Source organism: Pseudomonas aphyarum, from assembly GCF_028657055.1.
Taxonomy (GTDB): Bacteria; Pseudomonadota; Gammaproteobacteria; order Pseudomonadales; family Pseudomonadaceae; genus Aquipseudomonas; species Aquipseudomonas aphyarum.
Genome location: NZ_JAMDGS010000009.1, coordinates 199,001 through 224,233, shown reverse-complemented (window position 1 = coordinate 224,233; position 25,233 = coordinate 199,001). Strand labels below are relative to the sequence as shown.

Annotated in this window: 24 protein-coding genes; 14 read left to right on the top strand and 10 right to left on the bottom strand. The window is 61.2% G+C overall.

Annotation, left to right across the window (positions count from 1 at the left end; translation table 11 throughout):
• The first annotated feature begins 40 nt into the window (after window positions 1–40).
• From dibA to M5G18_RS13835, 6 genes are all read left to right on the top strand, one after another.
• Window positions 41–1,960: a phosphodiesterase DibA gene (dibA, locus tag M5G18_RS13860; RefSeq protein ID WP_273897884.1), complete on the top strand. Its 1,920-nt coding sequence runs from the start codon at window positions 41–43 to the stop codon at window positions 1,958–1,960.
• Window positions 1,961–2,150: 190 nt separating this feature from the next.
• Window positions 2,151–2,333, top strand: a complete 183-nt coding sequence (gene oscA, locus M5G18_RS13855) for a sulfur starvation response protein OscA (RefSeq protein WP_007952821.1) — start codon at window positions 2,151–2,153, stop codon at window positions 2,331–2,333.
• A gap of 132 nt (window positions 2,334–2,465) precedes the next feature.
• Entirely contained in the window at window positions 2,466–3,479 is a 1,014-nt protein-coding gene (locus M5G18_RS13850; protein ID WP_007952819.1) for a sulfate ABC transporter substrate-binding protein, read from the top strand.
• Between the two features lie 71 nt (window positions 3,480–3,550).
• The gene (cysT, locus tag M5G18_RS13845; protein ID WP_007952818.1) at window positions 3,551–4,369 is read left to right on the top strand and encodes a sulfate ABC transporter permease subunit CysT; all 819 of its coding nucleotides are present in this window, start codon (window positions 3,551–3,553) and stop codon (window positions 4,367–4,369) included.
• Between the two features lie 13 nt (window positions 4,370–4,382).
• Window positions 4,383–5,255 (top strand): sulfate ABC transporter permease subunit CysW, encoded by an 873-nt coding sequence (cysW, locus tag M5G18_RS13840; protein ID WP_007952817.1) that lies wholly within the window; start codon window positions 4,383–4,385, stop codon window positions 5,253–5,255.
• A 3-nt stretch (window positions 5,256–5,258) separates the two neighbouring features.
• On the top strand, window positions 5,259–6,248 hold the full coding sequence (locus tag M5G18_RS13835; protein WP_064382696.1) for a sulfate/molybdate ABC transporter ATP-binding protein: 990 nt from the start codon (window positions 5,259–5,261) through the stop codon (window positions 6,246–6,248).
• A gap of 123 nt (window positions 6,249–6,371) precedes the next feature.
• On the opposite strand, the gene M5G18_RS13830 is transcribed toward M5G18_RS13835, so the two are convergent.
• Entirely contained in the window at window positions 6,372–6,896 is a 525-nt protein-coding gene (locus M5G18_RS13830) for an Mpo1 family 2-hydroxy fatty acid dioxygenase (protein ID WP_273897888.1), read from the bottom strand.
• Window positions 6,897–6,981: 85 nt separating this feature from the next.
• Here M5G18_RS13830 and M5G18_RS13825 point away from each other — a divergent pair, with 85 nt between their 5' ends.
• The gene (locus M5G18_RS13825; RefSeq protein ID WP_007952814.1) at window positions 6,982–7,665 is read left to right on the top strand and encodes a Crp/Fnr family transcriptional regulator; all 684 of its coding nucleotides are present in this window, start codon (window positions 6,982–6,984) and stop codon (window positions 7,663–7,665) included.
• Between the two features lie 120 nt (window positions 7,666–7,785).
• Here the strand turns inward: M5G18_RS13825 and uraH are convergent, their stop codons facing one another.
• The gene (gene uraH / locus M5G18_RS13820; RefSeq protein WP_273897891.1) at window positions 7,786–8,196 is read right to left on the bottom strand and encodes a hydroxyisourate hydrolase; all 411 of its coding nucleotides are present in this window, start codon (window positions 8,194–8,196) and stop codon (window positions 7,786–7,788) included.
• Between the two features lie 16 nt (window positions 8,197–8,212).
• The gene (locus M5G18_RS13815; RefSeq protein ID WP_273897892.1) at window positions 8,213–8,695 is read right to left on the bottom strand and encodes a GlcG/HbpS family heme-binding protein; all 483 of its coding nucleotides are present in this window, start codon (window positions 8,693–8,695) and stop codon (window positions 8,213–8,215) included.
• Between the two features lie 136 nt (window positions 8,696–8,831).
• Here M5G18_RS13815 and M5G18_RS13810 point away from each other — a divergent pair, with 136 nt between their 5' ends.
• The 4 genes from M5G18_RS13810 to M5G18_RS13795 all read left to right on the top strand — a co-directional run bounded on the left by M5G18_RS13810 (window position 8,832) and on the right by M5G18_RS13795 (window position 12,468).
• Window positions 8,832–9,512 (top strand): heavy metal response regulator transcription factor, encoded by a 681-nt coding sequence (locus tag M5G18_RS13810; RefSeq protein ID WP_007952810.1) that lies wholly within the window; start codon window positions 8,832–8,834, stop codon window positions 9,510–9,512.
• Window positions 9,502–10,890 (top strand): heavy metal sensor histidine kinase, encoded by a 1,389-nt coding sequence (locus M5G18_RS13805; protein WP_273897894.1) that lies wholly within the window; start codon window positions 9,502–9,504, stop codon window positions 10,888–10,890. Before M5G18_RS13810 ends, M5G18_RS13805 begins: the two co-directional genes overlap by 11 nt.
• Before the next feature lie 113 nt (window positions 10,891–11,003).
• Complete coding sequence (locus M5G18_RS13800) at window positions 11,004–11,252, top strand: helix-turn-helix domain-containing protein (RefSeq protein ID WP_085746304.1); 249 nt, start codon at window positions 11,004–11,006, stop codon at window positions 11,250–11,252.
• Complete coding sequence (locus M5G18_RS13795; RefSeq protein WP_273897896.1) at window positions 11,245–12,468, top strand: type II toxin-antitoxin system HipA family toxin; 1,224 nt, start codon at window positions 11,245–11,247, stop codon at window positions 12,466–12,468. Before M5G18_RS13800 ends, M5G18_RS13795 begins: the two co-directional genes overlap by 8 nt.
• Window positions 12,469–12,482: 14 nt before the next feature.
• Here M5G18_RS13795 and M5G18_RS13790 read toward each other — a convergent pair whose 3' ends face one another.
• The gene (locus tag M5G18_RS13790) at window positions 12,483–13,487 is read right to left on the bottom strand and encodes an AraC family transcriptional regulator (protein ID WP_114880978.1); all 1,005 of its coding nucleotides are present in this window, start codon (window positions 13,485–13,487) and stop codon (window positions 12,483–12,485) included.
• Between the two features lie 100 nt (window positions 13,488–13,587).
• On the opposite strand from M5G18_RS13790, the gene M5G18_RS13785 reads away from it, so the two are divergent.
• Complete coding sequence (locus M5G18_RS13785) at window positions 13,588–14,661, top strand: fatty acid desaturase (RefSeq protein WP_273897899.1); 1,074 nt, start codon at window positions 13,588–13,590, stop codon at window positions 14,659–14,661.
• Window positions 14,662–14,881: 220 nt separating this feature from the next.
• On the opposite strand, the gene M5G18_RS13780 is transcribed toward M5G18_RS13785, so the two are convergent.
• Genes M5G18_RS13780 through M5G18_RS13770 form a run of 3 tightly spaced genes read right to left on the bottom strand, consistent with a single transcriptional unit; the run spans window position 14,882 to window position 18,917 of the window.
• The gene (locus tag M5G18_RS13780) at window positions 14,882–16,492 is read right to left on the bottom strand and encodes an arylsulfatase (RefSeq protein ID WP_273897901.1); all 1,611 of its coding nucleotides are present in this window, start codon (window positions 16,490–16,492) and stop codon (window positions 14,882–14,884) included.
• A 14-nt stretch (window positions 16,493–16,506) separates the two neighbouring features.
• A complete protein-coding gene (locus M5G18_RS13775) occupies window positions 16,507–17,322 on the bottom strand; it encodes an ABC transporter ATP-binding protein (RefSeq protein ID WP_007952799.1) in 816 nt (271 codons plus the stop codon).
• Window positions 17,319–18,917 (bottom strand): ABC transporter permease, encoded by a 1,599-nt coding sequence (locus M5G18_RS13770; RefSeq protein ID WP_273897904.1) that lies wholly within the window; start codon window positions 18,915–18,917, stop codon window positions 17,319–17,321. Before M5G18_RS13770 ends, M5G18_RS13775 begins: the two co-directional genes overlap by 4 nt.
• A gap of 303 nt (window positions 18,918–19,220) precedes the next feature.
• On the opposite strand from M5G18_RS13770, the gene M5G18_RS13765 reads away from it, so the two are divergent.
• Window positions 19,221–20,234 carry an ABC transporter substrate-binding protein gene (locus M5G18_RS13765; protein ID WP_273897906.1) on the top strand — a complete coding sequence of 338 codons (1,014 nt, stop codon included), beginning with the start codon at window positions 19,221–19,223 and terminating at the stop codon, window positions 20,232–20,234.
• Window positions 20,235–20,273: 39 nt separating this feature from the next.
• On the opposite strand, the gene M5G18_RS13760 is transcribed toward M5G18_RS13765, so the two are convergent.
• Window positions 20,274–21,194 (bottom strand): LysR family transcriptional regulator, encoded by a 921-nt coding sequence (locus tag M5G18_RS13760; RefSeq protein WP_041475105.1) that lies wholly within the window; start codon window positions 21,192–21,194, stop codon window positions 20,274–20,276.
• A gap of 180 nt (window positions 21,195–21,374) precedes the next feature.
• Between M5G18_RS13760 and M5G18_RS13755 the strand changes: the two genes are divergently transcribed.
• On the top strand, window positions 21,375–22,283 hold the full coding sequence (locus tag M5G18_RS13755; protein ID WP_273897908.1) for a TauD/TfdA dioxygenase family protein: 909 nt from the start codon (window positions 21,375–21,377) through the stop codon (window positions 22,281–22,283).
• A 222-nt stretch (window positions 22,284–22,505) separates the two neighbouring features.
• Here the strand turns inward: M5G18_RS13755 and M5G18_RS13750 are convergent, their stop codons facing one another.
• Together M5G18_RS13750 and M5G18_RS13745 are read right to left on the bottom strand one after the other, a co-directional pair.
• Window positions 22,506–24,116: an alkaline phosphatase family protein gene (locus tag M5G18_RS13750; protein WP_273897909.1), complete on the bottom strand. Its 1,611-nt coding sequence runs from the start codon at window positions 24,114–24,116 to the stop codon at window positions 22,506–22,508.
• Window positions 24,117–24,217: 101 nt separating this feature from the next.
• Window positions 24,218–25,162, bottom strand: a complete 945-nt coding sequence (locus M5G18_RS13745) for a LysR family transcriptional regulator (protein WP_127796589.1) — start codon at window positions 25,160–25,162, stop codon at window positions 24,218–24,220.
• Window positions 25,163–25,233 lie beyond the last annotated feature (71 nt).

Genomic DNA, 25,233 nt, shown 5'->3' with positions numbered 1-25,233 from the left:
CCTATAATCCCGACATTTTTGTAGGGACATGGACGGCCGAATGTCTGCCACATACCGCGATGCTTTGCGTGCAGCGCTGCTTTACTTGGTCCTTGCCGTTGTCTGGCTGCAAGGCACTGGCTATTTATTGAACAGTTTCTTCGATAACTCTGACGAACTGCTGCGCTGGCAACTGATCAACGGCTATGTGTTCGTGGCGCTCAGCGCCGGGTTGATCTTCCTGGCCCGGGCGCGGCTGTTCGAATGCCTGGGCATCGGTGCCCGATTGCGTGAGCGTCAGTCGGATCGCGAAAGACTGCGTCAGGCCGCTGCGGTATTCGATTGCACCCGCGAAGGCGTGCTGGTCACGGACCGGCAGGGGCTGATCGTGCACGTCAATCGTGCCTTCATGGAAATCACCGGTTATCAGCGTGAAGAAGTGATTGGCCAGCAGCCCAGCCTGTTCAAGTCCGGGCACCACCCGCCGGGGTTCTATCAGGCGATGTTCGCCACGTTGCAGGCGAAGGACGAGTGGAGCGGCGAGATCTGGAACCGGCGTAAAAGCGGCGAGATCTACCCGCAGTGGCAGACGATCCGGGTGATCCGCGACGAGGACGGTCGGCTCAGCCACTACGTCGCGGTGTTCTCAGACATCAGCGCGATCAAGGATTCCGAACACGAGCTCAAGCATCTGGCTCACCACGATCCGCTGACCGACCTGCCCAACCGCCTGCTGTTCAGCGACCGCGCCGAACAGGCGCTGGCGTCGGCGCAGACCCACAAGCGCGGTTGCGCGCTGCTGATGATCGATCTGGACCACTTCAAACTGATCAACGATAGCCTCGGCCACAACATCGGTGACCGTTTGCTCAAGGCGGTCGCCGCGCGTTTGCAGGCGTTGTTCGGGCCGGGCATCACCCTGGCGCGGCTGGGCGGCGACGAGTTCGCGGTCCTGCTGGAAAGTTGTCCACAGCCGGCGCAGGCGGCGGCGCTGGCTCAGCGCATTCTCGATGCACTCAAGGAGCCGTTCTGCCTCGACGGCCATGAGCTGTTTATCAACGCCAGCCTCGGCATCAGCCTGTTTCCCAGCGATGCACTGAGCGCCGAACAGCTGTTGCGCAACGCCGACGCGGCGCTGTTCAAGGCCAAGAGCAGTGGCCGCAACGGTTACGCGCTGTACACCGAAGAACTCACGGCCCACGCCCAGCAGCGGGTCGAAATCGCCTTCGAGTTGCGCCGCGCGCTGGAGCAGCAGGAACTGCGGGTCTACTACCAACCGGTACACGACCTGAAAACCAGTCGCCTGATCGGCGTCGAAGCGCTGGTGCGCTGGGAGCATCCGCAGCGGGGCCTTGTGTCGCCGGCGGAATTCATCCCGATTGCCGAGCGCACCGGGCTGATCTCGGAAATCGACGCCTGGGTCATGCAGCAGGCCTGCCGGCAGATGTGCCAATGGCAGCAGGCCGGGGTGGTGCTGTCGTTTGTCGCGGTGAACGTGTCGTCACGTTTGTTCGCCCGTCGCGAGTTGTACGAGCAGGTTGCGCAGGTGCTGCACGAGACCGGCCTGGATCCGGCCTATCTGGAACTGGAGGTCACCGAAAGCGCGGTGATGGATGATCCGGAAGTCGCGCTGGAACAGATGCATCGGCTGCGCGAGCTGGGCATTCGTCTGGCCATCGATGATTTCGGCACCGGTTATTCGTCGTTGCTGCGACTCAAGCGCCTGCCGGTGCAGAAGCTGAAGATCGATCAGGGTTTCGTCGCCGGCCTGCCGTGGGACGAGGACGACGCGGCGATCGTCCGGGTGATTATCGCTCTGGCCCGCAGCATGGGCATGCAGGTGCATGCCGAGGGCATCGAGCAGGCGGAACAGGCGGCGTTCCTGCTGGGCCAGGCCTGTGATTTGGGGCAGGGCTACTGGTTCGGACGGCCGGTCCCGGAAGCGCAAATCGACTGGAACCGGGCGCCCTTGATCGGTTGAGGGCGGCGTATGGCGGGTTTGTCGGCGGGCAAATCCGCCGCAAACCCTTGCTGCATCACATAATGTTTTCCAGTTATATAAACATTCTTAAATAGTCTTTTTAAGAATATCCAAAGCTCTCTTATATTGCTCCCACGCCGAACGCAGTGCCGCCCACTGCCAGGCATATCCCATACAAAGGAGCAGCACCATGAGCGCATCCCTGCGTAGCGTTGACGGTCAGGACGAAAGCACCATCTTGCGCGAAATCCAGAGCGCCTTGCGCGACCTGCGTTTCGGCGCGGTGGAAATCACTGTGCATAACGCCCAGGTAGTTCAGATCGAACGCAAAGAGAAATTCCGTCTGCAGCAACCGGGTAACAAACCGGCCTGATTCGTAGTCTGCGGCAGCTCCTGCGGGGAGCTGTTGGCAGAAGCTGCCACAGGCTGCGGTCGTTGAACGAGCAACCCGATTCCAGCAATCCATAAGAAAAAGCCACCACCAAGAATTCCAGGAGCTTTCACCATGTCGTCGATTCGCCGTTACGCTTTGGCCGCCCTGGCCAGTGCTGTGTTTGCCGGTTCCGCGGTTGCCAAGGATTACGAACTGCTCAACGTGTCGTATGACCCGACGCGTGAGCTGTATCAGGATTACAACGCCGAGTTCGTGAAGTACTGGCAGTCGGAGCACGCCGGCGACACCGTGAAAATCCAGCAATCCCACGGCGGTTCGGGCAAGCAGGGCCGTGCGGTGATCGACGGTCTGCGCGCCGACGTCGTGACCCTGGCCCTGGCCGGCGACATCGACGAAATCGCCAAGCTCGGCAAGACCCTGCCTGCTGACTGGCAGAAGCGTCTGCCGGAAGCCAGCACTCCGTACACCTCGACCATCGTGTTCCTGGTACGCAAGGGCAACCCGAAAGGCATCAAGGACTGGGGCGATCTGGTCAAGAACGACGTCTCGGTGATCACCCCGAACCCGAAAACCTCCGGCGGTGCGCGCTGGAACTTCCTCGCGGCATGGGCCTACGGCCTGAAAGCCAACGGTGGCAACGAAGCCAAAGCCAAGGAATACGTACAGACCCTGTTCAAGCACGTTCCGGTTCTGGACACCGGCGCCCGTGGCTCGACCATCACCTTCGTCAACAACGGTCAGGGTGACGTGTTGCTGGCCTGGGAAAACGAAGCCTTCCTGGCGCTGAAAGAAGACGGCGGCAAGGACAAGTTCGACATCGTCGTGCCTTCGCTGTCGATCCTCGCCGAACCACCGGTGGCCGTGGTCGACAAGAACGCCGAGAAGAAGGGCAACGAGCAGATCGCCGAAGCCTACCTCAAGCACCTGTACAGCCCGGCCGGCCAGGAAATCGCGGCGAAGAACTTCTACCGTCCGCGTGACAAGGACGTGGCAGCCAAGTACGCCCAGCAGTTCCCGAAACTGGAACTGGTGACCATCGACAAGGACTTCGGCGGCTGGAAAACCGCACAGCCGAAATTCTTCAACGACGGTGGCGTGTTCGACCAGATCTATCAGGCGCAGTAATCTGAAATAGGTCATAAACGAGCCCCGATTTAACCGTCGGGGCTTTGTGCGTTCTCAAACCAAGGACTTTTATGTCGCGTCGTATCTCCCCCGTCATACCCGGCTTCGGGCTGACGCTGGGCTACACCTTGGTGTACCTCAGCCTGATTGTGCTTATCCCGCTGGCGGCGATGTTCGTCCACGCCGCCCAACTCACCTGGGACCAGTTCTGGACGATCATCTCCGCGCCCCGCGTTCTCGCCGCATTGAAGCTGAGCTTCGGCACCGCACTGTGCGCCGCGATCATCAACGGCATCATCGGCACGTTGCTGGCCTGGGTGCTGGTGCGCTACACGTTCCCTGGACGCAAGGTGATCGACGCGATGATCGATCTCCCGTTTGCCTTGCCGACCGCGGTGGCCGGTATTGCCCTGACGGCGCTGTACACGCCGACCGGGCTGGTCGGGCAGTTCGCTGCCGACCTCGGTTTCAAGATCGCCTACACCCCGCTCGGGATTACCCTGGCGCTGACCTTCGTGACCCTGCCGTTCGTGGTGCGCACGGTGCAGCCGGTGCTGGCCGACATTCCACGTGAAGTCGAAGAAGCCGCGGCGTGCCTAGGTGCGAAGCCTTTGCAGGTGTTCCGCCACATTCTGCTGCCGGCGCTGTTGCCGGCCTGGCTGACCGGTTTTGCCCTGGCGTTTGCCCGTGGCGTCGGCGAGTACGGTTCGGTGATTTTCATCGCCGGCAACATGCCGATGAAAACCGAGATCCTGCCGCTGCTGATCATGGTCAAGCTCGACCAGTACGATTACACCGGCGCTACCTCCATCGGCGTGTTGATGCTGGTGGTTTCCTTCGTCCTGTTGCTGCTGATCAACTTGCTGCAGCGGCGCATCGAAACCCCATAAGGAGGCGCGAACCATGTCCCAATCGTCTATTGCGGCCGCTTCCTCGGCCAACGCCGCCCGCCGTGGCAGTGCCACTTCGCGGCGGATCCTGATCGGCCTCGGCTGGCTGATTTTCTTCCTGTTTCTGGTGCTGCCGCTGTTCATCGTGGTGTCCCAGGGTTTGAAGAACGGCCTCGGCGCGTTCTTCACCGCGATCTTTGAACCGGATGCCTTGTCGGCCCTGAAACTCACCGTGATCGCGGTGCTGATTTCGGTGCCGCTGAACCTGGTGTTCGGCGTCAGCGCCGCGTGGTGCGTGAGCAAATACTCGTTCCGTGGCAAGAGTATGTTGGTGACGCTGATCGACCTGCCGTTCTCGGTATCACCGGTGATCGCAGGTCTGGTCTACGTGTTGATGTTCGGCGCCCAGGGTCTGTTCGGGCCGTGGCTGCAGGATCACGACATCCAGATCGTCTTCGCCCTGCCGGGCATCGTGCTGGCGACGATCTTCGTCACCGTGCCGTTCGTGGCCCGTGAGCTGATCCCGCTGATGCAGGAACAAGGCACTCAGGAAGAGGAAGCCGCGCGCCTGCTCGGCGCCAATGGCTGGCAGATGTTCTGGCACGTGACCGTCCCCAACATCAAATGGGGCCTGATCTATGGCGTGGTGCTGTGTACCGCGCGGGCCATGGGTGAGTTCGGTGCGGTGTCGGTGGTCTCCGGGCACATTCGCGGGGTGACCAACACCTTGCCGCTGCACGTCGAGATCCTCTACAACGAATACAACCACGTGGCCGCGTTCGCCGTGGCGAGCCTGTTGCTGATCCTGGCGCTCTTCATCCTGCTGCTCAAGCAGTGGAGCGAAAACCGTATCAACCGCCTGCGCGCCAGCGCCGCGGAGGAATAATTCATGTCGATCGAAGTGCGTAACGTCAGCAAGAATTTCAATGCGTTCAAGGCGCTGGACAACATCAGCCTGGACATCCACAGCGGTGAACTGGTGGCGCTGCTCGGCCCGTCCGGCTGCGGCAAGACCACCCTGCTGCGCATTATTGCCGGTCTGGAAACCCCGGATAACGGCAACATCGTGTTCCACGGCGAAGACGTATCCGGCCATGACGTGCGGGATCGCAACGTCGGTTTCGTGTTCCAGCACTACGCCCTGTTCCGCCACATGACCGTATTCGACAACGTCGCGTTCGGCCTGCGCATGAAACCGAAAAACCAGCGCCCGACTGAAAGCCAGATCGCGACCAAGGTTCACGAGCTGCTGAACATGGTGCAACTGGACTGGCTGTCGGATCGTTATCCGGAGCAACTGTCCGGCGGCCAGCGCCAGCGTATCGCCCTGGCCCGCGCCCTGGCGGTAGAGCCGAAAGTGCTGCTGCTCGACGAGCCGTTCGGCGCTCTCGACGCCAAGGTGCGCAAAGAGCTGCGCCGCTGGCTGGCGCGCCTGCACGAAGACATCAACCTGACCTCGGTGTTCGTGACCCACGACCAGGAAGAGGCGATGGAAGTGGCCGACCGTATCGTGGTGATGAACAAGGGTGTGATCGAGCAGATCGGTTCACCGGGCGACGTCTACGAAAACCCGGCCAGCGATTTCGTCTATCACTTCCTCGGCGATTCGAACCGTCTGCATCTGGGGGATGACAATCACGTGCTGTTCCGTCCGCACGAAGTGTCGCTGTCGCGGCATGAGCTGGAGGATCACCACGCCGCTGAAGTCCGCGATATCCGGCCGCTGGGCGCGACCACGCGGGTGACGTTGAAGGTGGAAGGCCAGACGGATCTGATCGAGGCGGAAGTGGTGAAGGACCACGACAGCCTGACCGGGTTGGCGAAGGGGGAGACGTTGTTCTTCAAGCCGAAGGTCTGGCAGAAAGTCGCCAACGTTTGATCTCGCTCATTCCCACGCTCTGCGTGGGAACGCCGCTATGGACGCTCCGCGTCCACTGTGACGCGAAGCGTCACGGGATTCATTCCCACGCAGAGCGTGGGAACGAGCGAATCAGCCTGTGGTTCAGACAGCCGCGCGATTCGGATTGACCCGCACCACACCCGCCCGCGCCTCGATCTGCTCTTTCAGCTCATGGCGCATCCCGAGCATGAACGCCAGCTCGGCCACCACAAACAGCGGCCCGACAATCAACCCGCTCAAGTCATCGACGAACGCCGGTTTGCGCCCCTCGTAATGGTGCCCGACAAACTGGATCACCCAGCCGATCACGAACATCGCCAGACCGCTGCTGAGCCAGACCATGGTGCTCTGCTGCGCCAGAACATGCCCGGCCCAGACCGATAGCCCCATCAACACGGTCATCAACATCCCGAGCTTTAGTTCCAGACGCAGGTAAAACCACGCCGAAGCAAGGGCGGCAATCACCGCCGGGGAAATCCACAATCCGCCCACCGACCATTCCGGCCGCGACAAGAGCACGGCCACCGCCACCACAATCAGCGGAATCCCGATAAAGTGGCTGGCGATGTTGCGCGGGTCACGGTGGTAAGCGGCGTATTGACTCAAATGATCGACGAGGCTTTTCATTGTTGTTCCTCCTGTAGGGTGATCGAATCATGCCCCGGGTTCACGGTTCGCTCTGTCAGGCAGGCGACAATCTTTAGGAGAACGCATGGATAAGGTCTGGCGCGAGCGCCTGCTGACCGGGCAATGGTTCAGTCATCTGCCTTCGTCCTTTCAGGATAGTCTGCTGGCGGCGGCCCGGGAGCGGCGGCTGGCGGCAGGGCAGCGCTTGTTCCAGCGCGGCGACGCGCCGTGCGGGCTGTACGCGGTGCTCGACGGCGCGGTACGCATCGGCGCGGTCAGCGAGCAGGGCAAGGAGGCGTTGCTGAGTCTGGTGGAGGCGCCGCACTGGTTCGGCGAAATCTGCCTGTTCGACGGTCAGCCCCGCACCCATGACGCTTACGCGGTCGGGCCTTGTACCCTGCTGAACATTCCCCAGGCCACGCTGCTGAAACTGCTCGACGAGCACCCCGTCTACTGGCGGCATCTCGCTCTGTTGATGAGCCACAAACTGCGCCTGACCTTCATCAATCTCGAACAGCTGAGCCTGCTGCCGGCCCCGGCGCGACTGGCCCATCGCTTGCTGATGATCGCCGAAGGCTACGGCGAACTGGATCCGCCACGCCGGGTGCTGCAACTGCCCCAGGAGCAGCTGGCGTCGATGCTGTCGCTGTCGCGGCAGACCACCAACCAGATCCTCAAGGAGTTGCAGGGGCAGGGGATTATCGGCTTGAGTTATGGCGAGATCGAAATCCTCGACGCCGCGCGATTGCGCGCGCTGGCGACCCTTTAGTTTCACCACTATCCCTGTGGGAGCGGGCTTGCCCGCGATTGAGGTCTGTCAGATTCCTCTATGTCGATTGACCCGACGCCATCGCGGGCAAGCCCGCTCCCACAGGGGATTGTATGTGGCTTACGAACCGCGATAAGTCGAGAAGCCATACGGGCTGAGCAGCAGCGGAATGTGATAGTGCTGATCTGTCTGCTTCACTTTAAAGATCACCGGAATCTCCGGAAAAAATGTCTCGTGCTTCGTCTTCTCGAAGTACTCGCCAGTCTTGAACACCACCCGATATTCACCCGCCTCGAACGGTTTGTTCGCCGGGAACAGCTCGGCGATCCGTCCTTGTTCATTGGTGGTGCCCTGCGCCAGCGGCTGCCAGTCCTGGCCGACATGACGTTCAAGCGTCACGTGGATGCCTGGCGACGGCAGGCCGTTTTCCAGATTGAGTACGTGCACGCTCAGCGGGTTGCCGGCGGCCAGCGCCAGGCTCGAAAAAGCGCTCAAGCCAAGCGCGGCGAAAGTCATGCGCAGTGGGGTCATGGTGATGCTCCTGGGTTCAAATATGGTTGATGGACAGGCCGACGATTTTGGCAGCCTTGATCGCGCAGTTCTCGTCCTGCTCGCCGCCGCCGGAACCGGCCACGCCCATGGCGCCGACCAGTTCTTTGCCGGCAAACAACGGGATGCCGCCACCGAGCAATAGCAATTCATCGAGAGTGTTGAGGTTGGCGGTTTCCGGGTTGCTTCGGGCGCGCTCGGCGAACAGCCGGGTCGGGGATTTCGTCGACAGCGCGGTGTAGGCCTTGCGTTGGCTGGCGGCGGTGTTGTGCGGGCCGATACCGTCGCCGCGCAAGGTCACCAGCAGGTTGCCGCCACGGTCGAGCACCGACACCGTGCCGTTGCAGTTTTCCAGCGCTGTGTCGGCCAGCAGCCGTGCGGTTTTCAGATCGAGATCGGCGTGACGGGGCAGCTCAGGCGCAGCAAACGCAGCGCTGCTGAGGCCGATTGTCAGGCTGGCAATCAAGTATTTGACGGTCATGGGCAGGCTCCAAAAGCGAAGGCCGCCACCTTATCCGCCGGTTCCCGTCGAAACCTCGTCAGCCGGATTACAAGTTTGTAATGGGCAACGCCGCCGAAGGGGCCTAGCCTGTGCCTCTGAATAATCGAGGTGTGCCATGCGTTTGCTGGTCGTAGAAGATGAAGCCAAAACCGCGAATTTCCTCGCCAAAGGGCTGGGCGAGTCGGGTTTTGCCGTGGACGTGGCACTGAATGGCCTCGATGGACGCTACTTCATTGAGCAGCAGGCATATGACCTGATCATCCTCGACGTGATGCTGCCGGGCCTCAATGGCTGGCAACTGCTGCAGCTGATCCGTCAGCGTGGCGCCACGCCGGTGCTGTTCCTGACGGCGAAGGACGCCATCGAAGATCGCGTGCGAGGTCTCGAACTAGGGGCCGATGACTATTTGCTCAAGCCGTTCGCCTTCGCCGAATTGCTGGCGCGGGTGCGCACGTTGTTGCGGCGCGGGCCGATGCGCGAAGCCGAGTCGTACAGCATCGCCGATCTGGAAATCGACGTGCTGCGCCGTCGGGTCAGCCGGGGCGGCCAGCGCATCGCCCTGACCAACAAGGAATTCGCCCTGCTGCATTTGCTCGCCAGCCGTCAGGGTGAAGTACTGTCGCGCACGCTGATCGCTTCGCAGGTGTGGAACCTGAATTTCGACAGCGACACCAACATGGTCGAAGTCGCAGTGCGCCGCTTGCGTTCGAAAGTCGATGATCCGTACATGCCCAAACTGATCCACACCGTGCGCGGGGTCGGCTATCAACTCGAAGCGCCAGACGATGCGCGCTAGATCCATCGCCTGGCGCCTGGCCCTGGCGTTCGCTGCCGTCTGCGCGCTGGTGCTCAGCGCGATTGGCGTGTTCCTGTATCGCTCGCTGGCCTCGGAAATCGCCTGGCGCGACGACATGGCGTTGCTCGGTCGTCTGGAACAGGTGCGCGCGCTGCTCGCCGACAGTGACAGCCTCGACGCCTTGCAGGCGCGGCCACGGCTGTACCAGAACATGCTCGGCAATCTCGACAGTCTGCTGCTGGTGCAACGAGCGGACGGCTCGAATGTGATCACGATCAACCCTCGCCAACGTGCACTGCCGCTCGTGCAGGCCATCCCCCGGGATCAACCGCCGCAACGCCGTGATGTGCTGACCTGGCAGGCGCCCGACGGTGTCGAGCTTGCCCTGTTATCAGGTCAGGCCCAAGGCCCGAACGGCGAAGCGCTGACCGTGATCGCCGGCAAGGTCTTGAGCGAGCGCGAGCAGATGCTCGGCAGCTATCGCCTGCGCTTGTATCTGGCCGTCGGCCTGGGTGCCGTGCTCGCCTTCACGCTGGGTCTGGTGCTGTTGCGCCGAGGTTTGCGACCTCTGCGCAAGCTGAGTGAAGCACTGCGCGGAATCGACCTGCGCAGCCTCGACCAACGCGTCCCCACCGCCGGCACGCCAGCGGAATTGCTGGAACCGGTGCACGCGCTGAACGGCATGCTCGGGCGGCTGGACGACGGCTTCCAGCGCCTTTCACAGTTTTCCGCCGACCTTGCTCACGAAATCCGCACGCCCCTGCACACCTTGCTCGCGAGCAACGGCCAGGCACTGAATTACCCGCGCAGCAGCGCCGAGTATCAGGAAGTGCTGGCGTCGAACATGGAAGAGTTCGAGCGGCTCAAGCGCATGGCCGAAAACCTGATGTTTCTCGCCCGCGCAGAGCAGGCCGAGCGGGCGCTCGATCTGCGCACGCTGGAACTGCACGAAATCGGCGATGAGTTGTGCGACTACTTCGAAGCCCTGGCCGATGACCGGGAAATCCGCTTGGAAAACACGTTCAGCGGAGCGTTGCTGGCGGATCAGCAACTGCTGCAACGCGCCTTGGGCAATCTGTTGGCCAACGCGGTACGCCATGGCGATGCCGGCTCGGTCATCAGCCTGTGCCGGCGCGATGAGCCGGGCATGTGCTGGCTGCAAGTCCACAACCTCGGCCCGGTCATCGCGGATGAGCACCTAGGCAAACTGTTCGACCGCTTCTACCGCGTCGACCCGTCCCGCGCGGAGCCGGGAGATTCCGGTGGGTTGGGGTTGGCGATCGTGCAGTCGATCATGCAGTTGCATGGGGGGCGGGTGCGGGTCAGCAGTGATGCAGCGGGTACGGTTTTTGAGCTTGGATTTGTAACCAGTCGCTAATTGACCCGCACATGCCGTTTCATCTGAGCTAGACTCGCCCTGAATTGGCATCAAATACGATGCATATACTTTAAATACGCTTTATTACACTGCATATAATGCACTGGTGTGTCATGGAACAGTTGGGCGAACTGATCAGAACTCTGCGCAAAGCGCAAAAACTCTCGCAACAGGCGCTGGCGCAACGTTACGGCATGAGCCGTGCCACCATTTCGGGTATCGAAAACAATACGATTTCTGAAATTGGTCTGCGCAAAGTCGAGGCGATCCTCAACGGCTTTGGCTATGAGCTGACTGCGGTCCCCGTGAGAGCGCAACGCCCGACACTCGACGCGTTGCAGAAGGTCAATTTCCATGACTGAGCCGACAGATCGGTTGCATATCACCGTCGCTGATAGCCCGGTCGGAACGCTCGGTCGAGGGCAGCCGGGCATGGATAGTGTGTTCAGCTATCGCGAGGACGCGATCGACGAAAATGCGGTGTCGCTGACAATGCCGACCCGGCTGGAGAGCTACGGCTGGGAGCGGGGCATTCATCCCGTTTTCGAAATGAATCTGCCGGAAGGCGCGTTGCGCGATGAGCTGGTTCGACGCTTCAGTAAGGCAGTGCGCGGTTTTGATGATTTCGCCTTGCTCGCTATTGTCGGACCGCATCAGTTGGGACGGCTGGCGATTACCAGCGAGTCGGCAACCGAGCGTCAGCCCGAAACGTCACTGGCCGAGCTTTTGGTGCATGACGGTGCCCAGGGACTGTTCGATGACTTGCTACAGAAGTACGGCCAATACTCCGGGGTTTCGGGCGTGCAGCCCAAAGTGCTGGTACGCGATAGCGCGGCAGCCGTTGATCGCCTGACTCACCGAGGCTCCACACATCTGGTCAAAGCCTTCCGGCCCGAGGAGTTTCCCGAGCTGGCGACCAACGAGTACTTCTGTATGCGCGCCGCAACGCTTAGCGGACTTGAAGTGCCAAAGTTTGAATTGAGTGAGCAGGGCAAGTTTCTGGTGGTCGAGCGTTTTGACCTGATTGAGCATGGCTATCTGGGTTTCGAGGACTTTTGCGTGCTCAATGGCTGGCCTTCCAGAGCCAAATACGATGGTTCTTACGAAGGCGCTGCCCGACAGATCAAGGCCTTTGTTTCGCCTGCGCTGTTGAGTCAGGCGCTGGAAGCTTTTTTCAAGATCGTGGCGCTGTCAGCGGGACTGAAAAACGGCGATGCACATCTGAAGAACTTCGGTGTGCTGTATGACCATTGCGGCGCGCAGGCCTCAATCCGGCTGGCCCCGGCTTACGACATCATCACCACATCGGTTTACATCAGGAACGACAGCCTGGCCTTGCTGCTGGGCGGGTCGAAGGCATGGCCCAAGCACAAGGCGCTCATCCGTTTCGGCCGTACGGCGTGCAATCTCACTGAAGGCCGGTGCAATGAACTACTGCAGCAGGTTGTTCATGGCATGCAGGCGGCGATGGCGGAAATGCTCGAGCATTGCCGAAGTCATCAGTCGTTCGCCGAGGTGGGTACGGCAATGATCGAGCAGTGGGAGTCCGGGATTGAACGCAGTCTGACCAAGGGTTGAATGCCCATGTGCGCTCAGCGCAACTGATCCCGAAACTGCCCCGGCGTCATCCCCGTCCAGCGTTTGAACGCGCGGCTGAAGCTGCTCGTATCGGCGAATCCGAGCAGATAACTGACCTCGCTCAGCGAGCATTGCGGATCGCGCAGGTGCAGCAGTGCGAGGTTCTCGCGGCTTTCATTCAGCAGGGTATCGAAGCGACAACCCTCGTCCGCCAGGTGCCGTTGCAGGCTGCGCAGGCTCAGGTGCAGGGCCTGGGCGATTCGTTCGGCGCTGGGTTCGCCTTCGGGCAGTTGTTCTTCGATGGCGTCGCGTACCTTGCGCTCCCAGGTCAGTGGCTTGAGCTGGGCGAGGGTGCGTTTGAGCACCGCTTCATTGTGCTCGGCCAGTTCCGGGTTGGCGTCGTCGAGGTGACTGTCGAAGTCGGTGAGGGCGAATTCGATGCGGTCTTCTTCGGCGGAAAAATGCACCGGCGAGCGGAACACCTTGTGCCATTGATGCGCATCGGCTGGTTCCGGGCGACGTAGATACACCGCCAATGGTGCGTAGTCGCGGCCCAGGCGATTGCGGCAGGTGCGCACGTAGATCGCCGCAAACGCGTCGATGGCCTCGAAGGCGGGCGCCGGGTTGTCGGCCGGAATTTTCAGGCGAAACCGATAGCGGTCTTCGGTGCGGGTCAGCTCCAGCTCCAGCGCGTCGCTGACCACCTGGTGATAACGCACGATCCGCTCGAACACTTCCCGCAGGCTGCCGCTGGCCACCAACGCATAGCCCAATGCGTGAAACGTCGTGGGGCTGACGAACCGCGACACTCGCAAACCAATCGCCGGATCACCGCTGACCTGCACCGCGATTTCCCACAGGCGTGTGGTCGCGGACAACGGATAGCGGGCGTTCGGGTCGTCCATCAGTTGCGGATCGAGCCCGGCCTGCTGGCACAGGGCAGTGCTGTCCAGCCCCAGCGCATCGAGTTGCTTGCGCAGGGCACGGGTCCAGCTGGCGAGAGAAGTCGGTTCCTTCATGCTGATTGGCGCTTCCGGTCAACAGGTTGGCGTTCTCGGCTACCGCGTTCGGAATCCGCGCGGGGCAGGATACGAACATCAATAACCAGAGGATGGAAGCATGGACCGTACTTCTGCAAGTCCCCAGCGACACAATGCTGCCCAGCGATCAGCGCATATTCGCGAAGTGGTGCTGGCGAAGGGCGTCGAGCTGCGCGAGCACTACCCGATTCTCAAGCATCAGGACGCCCTCGGCGCGGGGATTCTGGCCTTTGCCCTGGCGGGGATGATCGGTTCGGCGGCGCTCTATATCACCGGGCACATGGCGTGGTGGGCGTGCCTGTTGCTCAACGCGTTTTTCGCCTCGCTGACCCATGAGCTCGAACACGACCTGATTCACAGCATGTATTTCCGCAAACAGCGGGTGCCGCACAACCTGATGATGGGCCTGGTATGGCTGGCGCGGCCGAGCACGATCAACCCGTGGATCCGCCGTCATTTGCACCTCAATCATCACAAGGTGTCCGGCACTGAAACCGACATGGAAGAACGGGCAATCACCAACGGCGAGCCTTGGGGTTTCGCGCGGTTGCTGATGGTCGGTGACAACGTGATGTCGGCGTTCATCCGCATGCTGCGGGCCAAAACCTGGGCGCACAAGTTCAGCATCATCAAACGCACTTTGAAGGTCTACGCGCCGCTGGCGCTGGTGCATTGGGGGGCGTGGTATGTGTTTCTCGGGTTCCATGCGGCCAACGGGATCGCCTACCTGATGGGCTCGCCGATCGAATGGTCGGCGACCACGTTGTCGGTGATGCAAGTGATCGACATCGCCGCCGTGGTGATCATTGGCCCGAATGTATTGCGCACCTTCTGCCTGCACTTCATCAGCTCGAACATGCATTACTACGGGGATGTGGAGCCGGGTAATGTGCTTCAGCAGTGCCAGGTGTTGAACCCGTGGTGGCTGTGGCCGTTGCAGGCGTTCTGCTTCAACTTCGGCAGCAGTCACGGGATTCATCATTTTGTGGTGAAGGAGCCGTTCTACATTCGCCAGCTGACGGTGCCGGTGGCGCATAAGGTGATGCGGGAGATGGGGGTTCGGTTTAATGATTTCGGGACGTTCGGGCGGGCGAACAGGTTTGTTCGCAAGGAAAATGAGGGGTTGGCGGGTAAGGCGATCGAGGTGAACTGACTTTGCATGTTTGGATTGAGAGCCAGCCCTCACCCTAACCCTCTCCCGGGGGGAGAGGGGACTGATTGGGGGATATTTGGGAAATACACCGACTTGAAAGTGCTTTACCGAATCCATAATCGACTAGGTATTTCAGGTCGATGTATAGCGAAAGACACCTCGGTAGGCTCCCTCTCCCTCCGGGAGAGGGCTGGGGTGAGGGCAGCTCTTGATCTGAGTATCAATCCGGCTGAAACGGCGACTCACTCAAAACCACCCCGGTCTCCTCCACATACCGCTGCCAATGCTCGATCAGCGCTTCAAGCTTCTGCGGCTGACTCGACGCCAGGTCATGAATCTCCCCCGGATCACTGCCCAGATCGTAAAGCTGCCAAGTCGCCGGCCCCACTGGCCCGGGAATCCACACCGCCTTCCACTGCCCCTGCCGAATCGCCCGGCGCCCGAACAACTCCCAGCCGGTCACCGTGTGCTCGTCATGCACCTGCGCCGTTTCGCCGGACAAGAACCCCAGCCACGATTTACCGCGCAACGGCGCCACCGGTTTACCGTGCCATTGCTTGCCCGGATGGCGCACGCCGGCCAGATCAAGGATGGTCGGCGTGATATCCATTACCGTGCCGAAACCATGGCTGATCTGCCCCTTCAGCGGCAGCTGCGGATAATGCAGCAGCGCCGGAACGCGAATCCCGCCCTCGGTGGTGAACGCCTTGAACAGGCGTGACGGCGCGGTCGCCACCTGCGCCCAGTTCGGCCCGTACCAGACGTAGGAATTGGCGCGGCCGATGTTGTCGAGGCTGTTGTCGTAATGCTGGCTCAGGTAGGTCACCAGCTCCGGACCGAATTTCGGGAAGGCCTCCAGCAGCGCGCCTTCGGCACCGTTGTCGGACATGAACAGGATGAAGGTGTTGTCGAGCTGGCCCTGCTGGCGCAGGTAATCGACGACGCGGCCGATGTTCCAGTCCATGCGCTCGACCATCGCGGCGTAGACTTCCATCGCCCGGGCGGAAATCTGCTTTTGCTCATCGCTCAGCGCGTCCCATTGCGCGGTCAGCTGGATCAGCGGATGCGGTTCGACATCCGGCTCGATCAATCCCAGCGACTTGAGTTTTTCCAGACGCTCGAGGCGCAGCACTTCCGGCCCCGCGTCGTAGCGGCCACGGTATTTTTCGACGATGTCCGCTGGCGCCTGCAACGGCCAGTGCGGTGCGGAAAATGGCAGGTACGCGAAGAACGGCCGGCTCTGGTCACGCTCCTTGAGGTACTGCAACAGCTTGTCGCCGAAGGCGTCGGAGGAATAGAAATCCTTCGGCAATTCGTCGATGAACGTGTCGTCCTCGATGTACAGCGCCGGGGTGGATTTCAGCAGGCCGGGCGTGTGTTCATCGTAGGTCGGTTCGAATCCGTAGTGGTTCGCCGCGCCGGGCAGCAACGAGAACGAGCGCTCGAAGCCTCGGGCGTGAGGCGCCAGTTCGGCGGTCAGGCCCAGGTGCCATTTGCCGCTCATCAAGGTCTGGTAACCGGCCTCGCGCAGCAACTCCGGCAGCGCGACCACACGGTCGTTGAGATAGCCTTCGTAACCCGGTTTGCCGATCAGCTCCGGGGTCAGGGTTTCGGCCATGGTGCCGATGCCTGCGATGTGATGATCGGTGCCGGTGAGCAGCATCGAGCGAGTCGGCGAGCAGGTCGGGGCGGTGTGAAAGTCGGTCAGGCGCAGGCCATTATTGGCCAGGGCATCGAGGTTCGGCGTGGCGATTTCGCCGCCGAAGGCTCCGATGTCGGAGAAGCCGAGGTCATCGGCCAGAATCACCAGAAAGTTGGGACGTTGCGGCATCAACAGGCTCCTGTTCAGCAGGCAATGAACGACAGCGGCAGATCGCGGATCTGCACCGGTGCGCTCGGTTGGTAATGGTCGTCACTGGTCAGTTCGTGCAGCAGTTCTTCGCGCAACTGGTGGAAGTCGAAACTGCTGCGCTGGCGCGGATGGGGCAGGGCGATGTCCACCACCTGTTTGATCCGGCCGGGGCGCGGTTCCATGACCACTACGCGGTCGGCGAGGAAAATCGCTTCCTCGACATCGTGAGTGACCAGAATCGTGGTGATTTTTGCCCGCTCGCGAATCGCCAGCAGCTCGTCCTGCATCTGCTGGCGGGTCAGCGCGTCGAGGGCGCCGAAGGGTTCGTCGAGCAGCAGGATCCGTGGGCTCGCCACCAGTCCGCGAGCAATCGCCACGCGCTGGGCCATGCCGCCGGAAAGTTGATGCGGGTAGGCGCGAGTGAAGTCGCGCAGGCCCACCAGTTCGATGAAATCGTTGATGCGTTGCTGCTTTTCAGCGGCGCTCAGCGGCTCGTTGACCAGGCCCAGACCGATGTTGTCGGCCACCGTCAGCCACGGGAACAAACGGTGTTCCTGAAACACGATGCCGCGCTCGCCGCCAATGCCGCTGACGGCTTTGCCATCGACTGTGATCTGCCCGCGAAATTGCGTATCGAGGCCCACCAGCAAGCGCAGCAAGGTGGATTTGCCGCAGCCGCTGGAGCCGACGATGGCGACGAATTCGCCCTCGGCGATGTCGAGGTTGAATTCGCGGATCGCCTCCAGTTCGAAACCGTCGACGTCGAAGGATTTGCCTACATGGTTGAAGCTGACAATCGGTGCGTTCATGCGTGTCTCCAGCGGGTGGCGCGGATTTCCAGGCGTTGGCCAATGAGGTTGAGCAGGGCGCCGGTAAGGCCGACCAGCAGCATCCCGGCCATGATCAGGTCCATGCGCAGCAGTTGTTGGGCGCCGATCATCTGGCTGCCGATGCCGCCATTGGACGGCATGAAGTATTCGGCGCCGATGGTGCCGAGCCAGGCGTAGATCAGGCTCAGGCGCAGGCCGGCGAAAATCCCCGGCGCGGCGCCCGGCAATACCAGTCGACGCAGGCGTTGAGCGAGGTTCAGGCGCAGCACTTGCGCGGCTTCGTTGAGTTGCGGCGAGAGGTTGGCGACGCTGCGTTGGGTCGCGACAAACAACGGAAAAAAAGCGGCGAGGGCGACGAACACCCACTTCGCCAGTTCGCCCAGACCGAACCAGGCGGTGAGCAACGGCACCCAGGCGAAAATTGCGATCTGGCGCAGGGCGGCGAGGGTCGGGCCGAGCACGCGTTCGCTGGTGCGCGATAGACCCAGCAGCAAACCCAACACGAGGCCGAGGCCGCCGCCAATCAACAGGCCACCGAGTGTGCGGCCCAGGCTCAGGGCCATGCCCGAGATCAACGTGCCGTCGAGCAATCCGTTTTTCGTCGCCTCAAGCACCACCCACGGACTGACCAGAATGTTGGCATCGATCCATTGCTGATCGACCGCCAGTTGCCACAGCGCAAACAGCGCCAGCGGCAGCAGCCACGGCTGTACGCGCTGCCAGCCTTCGTAGCGCGGGCCGCGACGAATCTCCGCCGTGGCTGGGTGCGGCCAGTGCACCAGTTTCCTGTCCAGCAGACCGATGCCGCGATCCATCGCCACGCCGATCAGACCGATCACCACGATGCACACGAAGACGATGTCGAGCATGAACAGCTGACGCGCCCAGACCATCAGGTAACCGATGCCTTCGCTCGAGGCCAGCAGCTCGACGGCGAGCAACGAAGTCCAGCCAGCGGCCAGTGCCAGGCGTACGCCGGCCATGAACGCCGGCAGGGCGGCGGGTAGCACCAGTCGGCGAATCAGCAACCGTGGCGGCAGGCGCAACACGGCGGCGGCTTCGCGCAGTTTCGGTTGTGCGTCACGCACGCCGACCAGGGTGTGCAGGGTCACCGGCACCACGATGGCCTTGATCAGCACAACCAGTTTCAGCGTTTCGCCGATGCCGAAAAACACCATGAACAACGGAATCCACGCCAGCGTCGGCACCTGGGCCAGGCCGGCGAACGTCGGGAAGATCAGGCGTTCGAGGCGACGGCTGAAACCCAGCGCCGCACCGAGTACCGCACCGGCGGAGACGCCCGCCAGCAGTCCCCAGAACAACCGTTGCAGGCTGATCCACAAGTGACTCCACAACTCGCCCTGGGACAGCTCGATCGCGCTGTTCCACACCAGCGATGGCGCCGGCAGAATCTGTTCGCTCATCCATTGATTGCGCGCCGCCAGCCACCACAGGGCGAACAGTCCGAGCGGTAATATCCAGGGTAAAACGCGGTGGCTCAGGCTTGGCCAGGTGCGCCGGCTTTTCAACGGCGGTGCGGCCAGTGGCAGGCTGAGCAGGGATTCACGGGCCATGGTGACCTCCGTTGTCGGGTTGGATCGAGTCAGCGGAATTAGCTAAAAACCAATTGTTATAAGCGAGTTGTAGAATAATCATTTTGGAGATAAGCAGCGCCATTTAAGGCCTCCAGCCCTGCGCGCATCCAATGCATTCGAAGAATATTTTCGATGCTCTCCATGCATACGGCTCTGCATGTCCCGACTTTGCTGGCTTAGCTTGAAAAGCTATAAAAATGTGCTTTTTAAGTATTTAAGCGCTGATACGGATTGCGCCTACTTTCGGCTCCTCAATGCCCGCCGTGATCAGGAGCCGCACCCATGAACCTTCCCTTCAAACGTGTCATCAGTCTGTTTGCCGCGCCGGCGCTGGCGGGTCTGCTGGCGTTCTCTGCCCAGGCCGACGAGCTCAAGGAAATCAGGATTGCCGTGCCTGATCTGAGCGCGGGTACTCAACACAGCGGCGGGGGCATCGTGGACGTGCTGCGCGATCAGCAGATCTTCGAAAAGGCCTTCGCCGAGCAGGGCATCAAGATTCAGTGGAGCTTCTTCAAGGGCGCCGGACCTGTGATCAACGAAGCGTTCGCCAACGGCCAGGTGGATCTGGCCTATCTGGGGGATCTGGCGGCCATCATCGGCAAATCCAACGGTCTGGATACGCGCCTGCTCAGCGCCAGCGCCCGGGGCGTGAAGCAATACCTCGGCGTCGTGCCGGGTTCGGGGATCAAGACGCTGCAGGATCTCAAAGGCAAGCGCGTGGCGATCTTCCGGGGCACTGCGACCCAATTGTCGTTCGATGCGGCGCTGGCCAGCGTGGGCCTGAGCGAGAAGGACGTGAAGGTGATCAACCTCGATTTCAACGCAGCGGTTGCGGCGCTGGCGGCGAAGCAGATCGATGCGTCGTGGGGCAGCTCCGGGCTGACTGCATTGCAGGCCAAAGGCTTGGCCGAGTTGCCGCTTAACACCAAAGACCTCGGTGGCGCCGGCAGTGTGCAGTCGGTGCTGGTGGGCACCGGCAAGTTTGTCGACGGGCATCCGGAAGCCGTGGCGAAGCTGCTCAAGGCGCAGCAGCAGGCAGTAGAGTGGCTGACTCAGGACAGCAACAAGGACGCTTACGTGCAGCTTGTGTCGGGACTCGCGAGCTATCCGCCGGTGATCCTGACCCAGGATCTGAAGGATCAGAATCTGAGCGAAGTGTTCCCGTCGACACTGGATCCGCTGTTCCTCGAAAACCTGCAGGGCAAGGTGGATCTGGCGGCGCAGCAGAAGCTGATTCGCAAGCCGTTCAAGGTGAACGAGTGGGTGGCGCCAGAGCTGGCGGCTGCGAAGCTCTGAGTCATGCGGTCATTCCCGCGCAAGGCGTGGGAATGACCCTCAAACCGCGACGCTGATCGCCTGTTTATCCACTGCCACCAGCGTCTCGATCATCGCCCGCGCTGCCGGTGACAGCCGGAATCCCGTGCGGCTCACAATCCCGCACCGTGCATTCATGCTCTCCAGGTTCTGCGGCAGATTGCGCCAGTGCAGCAGTGCCAGCGAGCCTTGGGCGATGTCCTCGACAAACGCTTCCTCGGTGCCCACGCCAATCGCGTTGGATTGCAGCACCACTTTCACCAGCGCCGGAAAATGCTCGGTCTCGATGGTCGGTGAAAAATCGATCCGACCGCTGAGATTCGCCAGCAGTTTGCGAATGCCCGGCGGGATCAGCGTGGTCGCCAGCGGATAGTCGAACATGTCGTTGGTCGACAGGCTTTCCTTGGCCAGCAGCGGATGCCCCGGCCGGCAGAAAAACACCCCGCGCTTGGGCGTCAGCGGCTGGGTCTGGAAGTTTGGGTCGGACTCGAAATGGCGGATGTCGGCGATGAAGAATTCGATCTCCTCACGGCTCAGGGCGCGGCTGAGTTTTTCCCAGTTGTCCACCTGAAAACAGGTGCGCACTTTCGGGTGCGCATTGATGAATTGCGCCACAGCGTCCGGCACCAGTTTCACCGCCGGCGCCGGGCCGCAACCGAAGTGCAGTTCGCCGGCGTCGAGTTTGGTCATCTGCGTCACTTCGGCGCTGAGCAACGCCGCGCCCTGCACCAGGGTCAGGGCGTGTTGCAGCACCACCTGGCCTTCGGGTGTCGGGCGCAGATCCTTGTTGCCGCGATCCACCAGCACGCAGCCGAACTCCTGCTCCAGCCCTTGAATGCTGCGGCTGAACGCCGGTTGAGTGATGCCCATGGCGTCGGCCGCGCGGACAAAACTGCGGTGTTCGTTGAGGGCGATGAAGTAGCGCAACTGGCGAAGATCCATATGCTTTTCCGGCATCCTAAAAATAGCTCGAAGGCATTTGCGACGAGGTTGCTTGAGGTTTTAAATGCAAGCTCTTATTCCGTCAACGAAGCATGTGAATATCTATTAGATGTAAATAGAATATAGATAGAGCGTTGTTTCGCTGCCGTCCAACCGCAAGCAGTCGATGAGGGTCTACCCATGAGCAATGCCGCACTCGCTGTAAAACCCGCTGTCCACGCGCTGGACATTCATCCGGTGGCCGGCCGTATCGGCGCCGAAATCCGTGGCGTGCACCTGTCCGGTGAGCTGGATGCCGCGACGATTGAAGCCATTCAACAGGCGCTGATTCAGTACAAGGTCGTGTTCTTCCGCGAGCAGACTCAGCTCGACGATCAACGTCAGGAAGCCTTCGCGCATCTGCTCGGCGAGCCCGTGGCGCACCCGACCGTGCCGTCCCGCGAGGGCACCCGTTACCTGCTGGAACTGGACGGCGCCGAAGGGCAGCGCGCCAACTCCTGGCACACCGACGTGACCTTCGTCGATGCCTACCCGAAAGCCTCGATCCTGCGCTCGGTGGTGGCTCCAGCGTTCGGTGGCGACACGCTGTGGGCGAACACCGCGACCGCGTACAACGAATTGCCGACTGAATTGCGCGAACTGGCAGACAAACTGGTGGCCGTGCACAGCAACGAGTACGACTACGCCGCCGTGAAGCCGGACGTGTCGGCGGAGAAGCTCGAGCGCTATCGCAAGATCTTCACCTCGACCGTCTACGAGACCGAGCACCCGGTGGTGCGTGTGCACCCGATCAGCGGCGAAAAGAGCTTGCTGCTGGGGCATTTCGTCAAACGCATCAAGGGCTATTCCCAGGCTGATTCGGCGCACCTGTTCGGCTTGCTGCAGAGTCATGTGATCCGCCAGGAGAACGTCGTGCGCTGGCGCTGGAAGGCCGGTGATGTGGCGATCTGGGATAACCGTTCGACTCAGCATTATGCGATTGATGATTACGGCACTCAGGATCGGGTGGTGCGTCGGGTGACGCTGAAAGGGGAAGTGCCGGTTGGGGCGAATGGGCAGCGTAGCCAGACCATCAAAGGGCGCGATTAAGATCAGAAGATCAAAAGCCCCTCACCCCAGCCCTCTCCCAAGGGGAGAGGGAGCTGACCGAGGTGTCTGGCGCTGAACATCGACCTGAAAGATCAAGTCGATTATGGATTCAGCAAAGCTCATACAGGTCAGCGCAAATCACCAATATCCCGCGGTCAGTCCCCTCTCCCTCCGGGAGAGGGTTAGGGTGAGGGCGCTCTTGCTCTTGCCTTCGCTTGATCTCTACCAAACGCCAATCTGAACGAGCTTCTCGGTCTCCGGCTCCCCATAACGAAACCGCTGCCCCCGCAAATCAATCTCCTGATGACTGATCGTCGTGCGCCGCTTCAGCCCGCGCACCCACTCGAACAGATACCCCGCATGCTCCTCGCGCACAGCCGCATACGCAGGATCCGCGCCCAGATCCTGCAGCTCCTGCGGGTCATTCAACAGGTCGAAAAGCTGCGGCCGAAAGCCGTCGTACGCCAGGTATTTCCAGCGCTCGCTGCGCACCATCGTCATACGGCAACGGTCGATCGGCTGGCCAAGTCGCTCCCGTGCCGGGGCCTGAAAGGCGTAGTCGTATTCACTGATCGCATAGCGGCGCCAGTCAGGGTTTTCACCGTGCAGCAGCGGAATCAACGAGCGACCCTCCAGTCGATGCTCGGCCCCCGTCACGCCCAGCGCTTCGAGAAAGGTCGGCACCCCGTCGATGGTTTCCGCCAGGCGTTCATCCACCGTGCCCCGCGTGACATCCGCCGCCGCACGCGGATCGCGCACGATCAATGGAACGCCCACCGCTTGCTCCAGCAAAAACTCCTTCTCGCCCAGCCAGTGATCGCCCAGAAAGTCGCCGTGATCGCTGGTGAACACGATCAGCGTGTCCTCCCAGCGACCGTTGCTTTGCAGGAAATCGAACAGCCGCCCCAACTGATCATCGACCTGTTTGACCAGGCCCATGTACGTCGGGATCACGTTCAGTCGTACCGGATCTTTGGAGAAATTCAGGCTTTCCTCATGCTGGCGAAAGGCCTGATAGACCGGGTGGTCGCTTGGAGAGGCATTACGTACCGGTTCGAGAATCGATTTCGTACTGTACAAAGTGTGGTACGGCGCCGGTACGATGTAGGGCCAGTGGGGTTTGATATAGGACAGGTGTAAAAACCACGGTTTTTCACCTTGCTCACCGATGAAGTCGATGGCTCGATTTGTAGTGTAGACAGTCTCTGAATGTTGCTCGGGAATTCGCGCTGGCAAATGGGCATTGCGCATTTTCCAGCCGCTGAGGATTTCGCCGTTGTCGCCTTCGGCCGCGTTGGCCCAGTCGTGCCAGGGGTTGCGCCCTTCGAAACCCTGCTCGCGCAGGTAATGGGTGTACGGCGCGGATTCGCGTTTGTCATCGAACAGCGGGTCGTCGGGGAAGATGCCGTCGTGACGAAAGTACGGCTCGAAGCCGACTTCGTTGAGCACTTCGGCCTGGGCGCTTTCAGGGTTGATCGCCAACCGCTGCAAGGCATCCACGTTGGCCGTGGCGTGGGTCTTGCCGACCAGCGCAGTACGAATGCCGTGGGGGCGCAGGTAATCGCCGATGGTCAGTTCTTCCAGCGGCAGCGGCACCGCGTTCCACGCCACTTGATGGCTGCTGACATAGCGTCCGGTGTAGGCCGACATCCGCGACGGCCCGCAGATCGTGCCCTGTGTATAGGTGCGGCTGAAGCGCACGCCGGCAGCGGCCAGGCGATCGATATTCGGGGTGTGCAGGTGCGGGTGGCCGTAGCAGGACAGGTAATCGCGGCGCAGTTGATCGCACATGATGTACAGCACGTTGCGCACGGGGTTTTGCGGGTTGGACATGGGGTTCACCAGTCAGAAAGACAGGCGAGGTTTTTCGCTTTCGGCGAGGGTGTTCGGCAAGTGCATTCGGGGAATGCTTGCCATGCATGAAACGCATGGGCTCAGACGGCGAGGTTCGCCAGTGAACACACCTCTTCTTCCACCGCATCGATCGCCTTGATCTGCTCGATCATCGCCTCGGCCAGCGGCGACAACCGATACCCGGCGCGGCTGACAATTCCGTAACGGGTGTAAAGCTCTTCCAGATCATCTGCCAACCCTTCGACCTTCAAACACACCAACTCACCCCGGGCCTGATGCAGTGCATCCGAATAGGCGCCAACGATGCCGATCGCATCGGAGCGCAACACCACGCCGAGCAGGCTGGCGCTGTTCTCGCACTCCACGTTCGGAACGAAATCCGGGCGACCACTGAGGTCGACGATGACCTTGCGCAGATTCGGCGGGCGAATACTGACGGCCAGTGGATAACTCATCAATTGCTCGGCTGTGACTCGATCCGATGCGGCCAGCGGATGCCCGGCGCGGCAGCAGAAATGCCATTTGCGCGGTCGCAACCGGTGGGTCAGATAATCCGGATCTGCCTCGAAGTGGCGAGTGTCGGCAACGAAGAATTCGAACTCTTCGCTCAGCAGCCGTTTGCTCAGGCTCTGCCAGTCATCAACCTGGTAATGCACCCGTGCTTTCGGGTATCGGCCGATGAAGCTGCCGATCGCTCGCGGGATCAATCCTGCCGCCGGCGCCGGGCCGCAACCGAAGCGCAATTCCCCCGCCTCCAGCCCGTTGAACTGGCTGATCTCGTTGGCCATCTGCTGCGCACCGCTGACCAGTCGCCGCGCGTGTTCAAGCAGCACCTGGCCCTGTTTGGTCGGCGGCAATTCCTTGCGCCCGCGATCCACCAACTGACAACCGACGCTGTGTTCCAGCGCCTGAATGCTGCGGCTGAACGCCGACTGCGACAGGTTCACCGCCTGCGCGCCTGCGACGAAGCTGCGTTGTTCGGCAAGGGCGATGAAGTGTCTGAGTTGGCGCAAGTCGATATGCATTTTTCACATAAAAAATATCCGGGAAATGCATTGGATATGCATTAGGTCGACTCCTTATAAAGGCAATCTCT

Excerpts from the sequence above, each read along its gene's own strand:
- M5G18_RS13810 (WP_007952810.1), top strand. The coding sequence starts at position 8,832 with ATGCGTTTGCTGGTCGTAGAAGATGAAGCCAAAACCGCGAATTTCCTC.
- M5G18_RS13785 (WP_273897899.1), top strand. The coding sequence starts at position 13,588 with ATGGACCGTACTTCTGCAAGTCCCCAGCGACACAATGCTGCCCAGCGA.
- M5G18_RS13830 (WP_273897888.1), bottom strand. The coding sequence starts at position 6,896 with ATGAAAAGCCTCGTCGATCATTTGAGTCAATACGCCGCTTACCACCGT.
- cysT (WP_007952818.1), top strand. The coding sequence starts at position 3,551 with ATGTCGCGTCGTATCTCCCCCGTCATACCCGGCTTCGGGCTGACGCTG.
- M5G18_RS13750 (WP_273897909.1), bottom strand. The coding sequence starts at position 24,116 with ATGTCCAACCCGCAAAACCCCGTGCGCAACGTGCTGTACATCATGTGC.
- M5G18_RS13745 (WP_127796589.1), bottom strand. The coding sequence starts at position 25,162 with ATGCATATCGACTTGCGCCAACTCAGACACTTCATCGCCCTTGCCGAA.
- cysW (WP_007952817.1), top strand. The coding sequence starts at position 4,383 with ATGTCCCAATCGTCTATTGCGGCCGCTTCCTCGGCCAACGCCGCCCGC.
- M5G18_RS13765 (WP_273897906.1), top strand. The coding sequence starts at position 19,221 with ATGAACCTTCCCTTCAAACGTGTCATCAGTCTGTTTGCCGCGCCGGCG.
- M5G18_RS13800 (WP_085746304.1), top strand. The coding sequence starts at position 11,004 with ATGGAACAGTTGGGCGAACTGATCAGAACTCTGCGCAAAGCGCAAAAA.
- M5G18_RS13780 (WP_273897901.1), bottom strand. The coding sequence starts at position 16,492 with ATGCCGCAACGTCCCAACTTTCTGGTGATTCTGGCCGATGACCTCGGC.
- M5G18_RS13805 (WP_273897894.1), top strand. The coding sequence starts at position 9,502 with ATGCGCGCTAGATCCATCGCCTGGCGCCTGGCCCTGGCGTTCGCTGCC.
- M5G18_RS13775 (WP_007952799.1), bottom strand. The coding sequence starts at position 17,322 with ATGAACGCACCGATTGTCAGCTTCAACCATGTAGGCAAATCCTTCGAC.
- uraH (WP_273897891.1), bottom strand. The coding sequence starts at position 8,196 with ATGACCCCACTGCGCATGACTTTCGCCGCGCTTGGCTTGAGCGCTTTT.
- dibA (WP_273897884.1), top strand. The coding sequence starts at position 41 with ATGTCTGCCACATACCGCGATGCTTTGCGTGCAGCGCTGCTTTACTTG.
- M5G18_RS13755 (WP_273897908.1), top strand. The coding sequence starts at position 21,375 with ATGAGCAATGCCGCACTCGCTGTAAAACCCGCTGTCCACGCGCTGGAC.
- M5G18_RS13835 (WP_064382696.1), top strand. The coding sequence starts at position 5,259 with ATGTCGATCGAAGTGCGTAACGTCAGCAAGAATTTCAATGCGTTCAAG.
- M5G18_RS13825 (WP_007952814.1), top strand. The coding sequence starts at position 6,982 with ATGGATAAGGTCTGGCGCGAGCGCCTGCTGACCGGGCAATGGTTCAGT.
- M5G18_RS13815 (WP_273897892.1), bottom strand. The coding sequence starts at position 8,695 with ATGACCGTCAAATACTTGATTGCCAGCCTGACAATCGGCCTCAGCAGC.
- M5G18_RS13790 (WP_114880978.1), bottom strand. The coding sequence starts at position 13,487 with ATGAAGGAACCGACTTCTCTCGCCAGCTGGACCCGTGCCCTGCGCAAG.
- M5G18_RS13760 (WP_041475105.1), bottom strand. The coding sequence starts at position 21,194 with ATGGATCTTCGCCAGTTGCGCTACTTCATCGCCCTCAACGAACACCGC.
- M5G18_RS13770 (WP_273897904.1), bottom strand. The coding sequence starts at position 18,917 with ATGGCCCGTGAATCCCTGCTCAGCCTGCCACTGGCCGCACCGCCGTTG.
- oscA (WP_007952821.1), top strand. The coding sequence starts at position 2,151 with ATGAGCGCATCCCTGCGTAGCGTTGACGGTCAGGACGAAAGCACCATC.
- M5G18_RS13795 (WP_273897896.1), top strand. The coding sequence starts at position 11,245 with ATGACTGAGCCGACAGATCGGTTGCATATCACCGTCGCTGATAGCCCG.
- M5G18_RS13850 (WP_007952819.1), top strand. The coding sequence starts at position 2,466 with ATGTCGTCGATTCGCCGTTACGCTTTGGCCGCCCTGGCCAGTGCTGTG.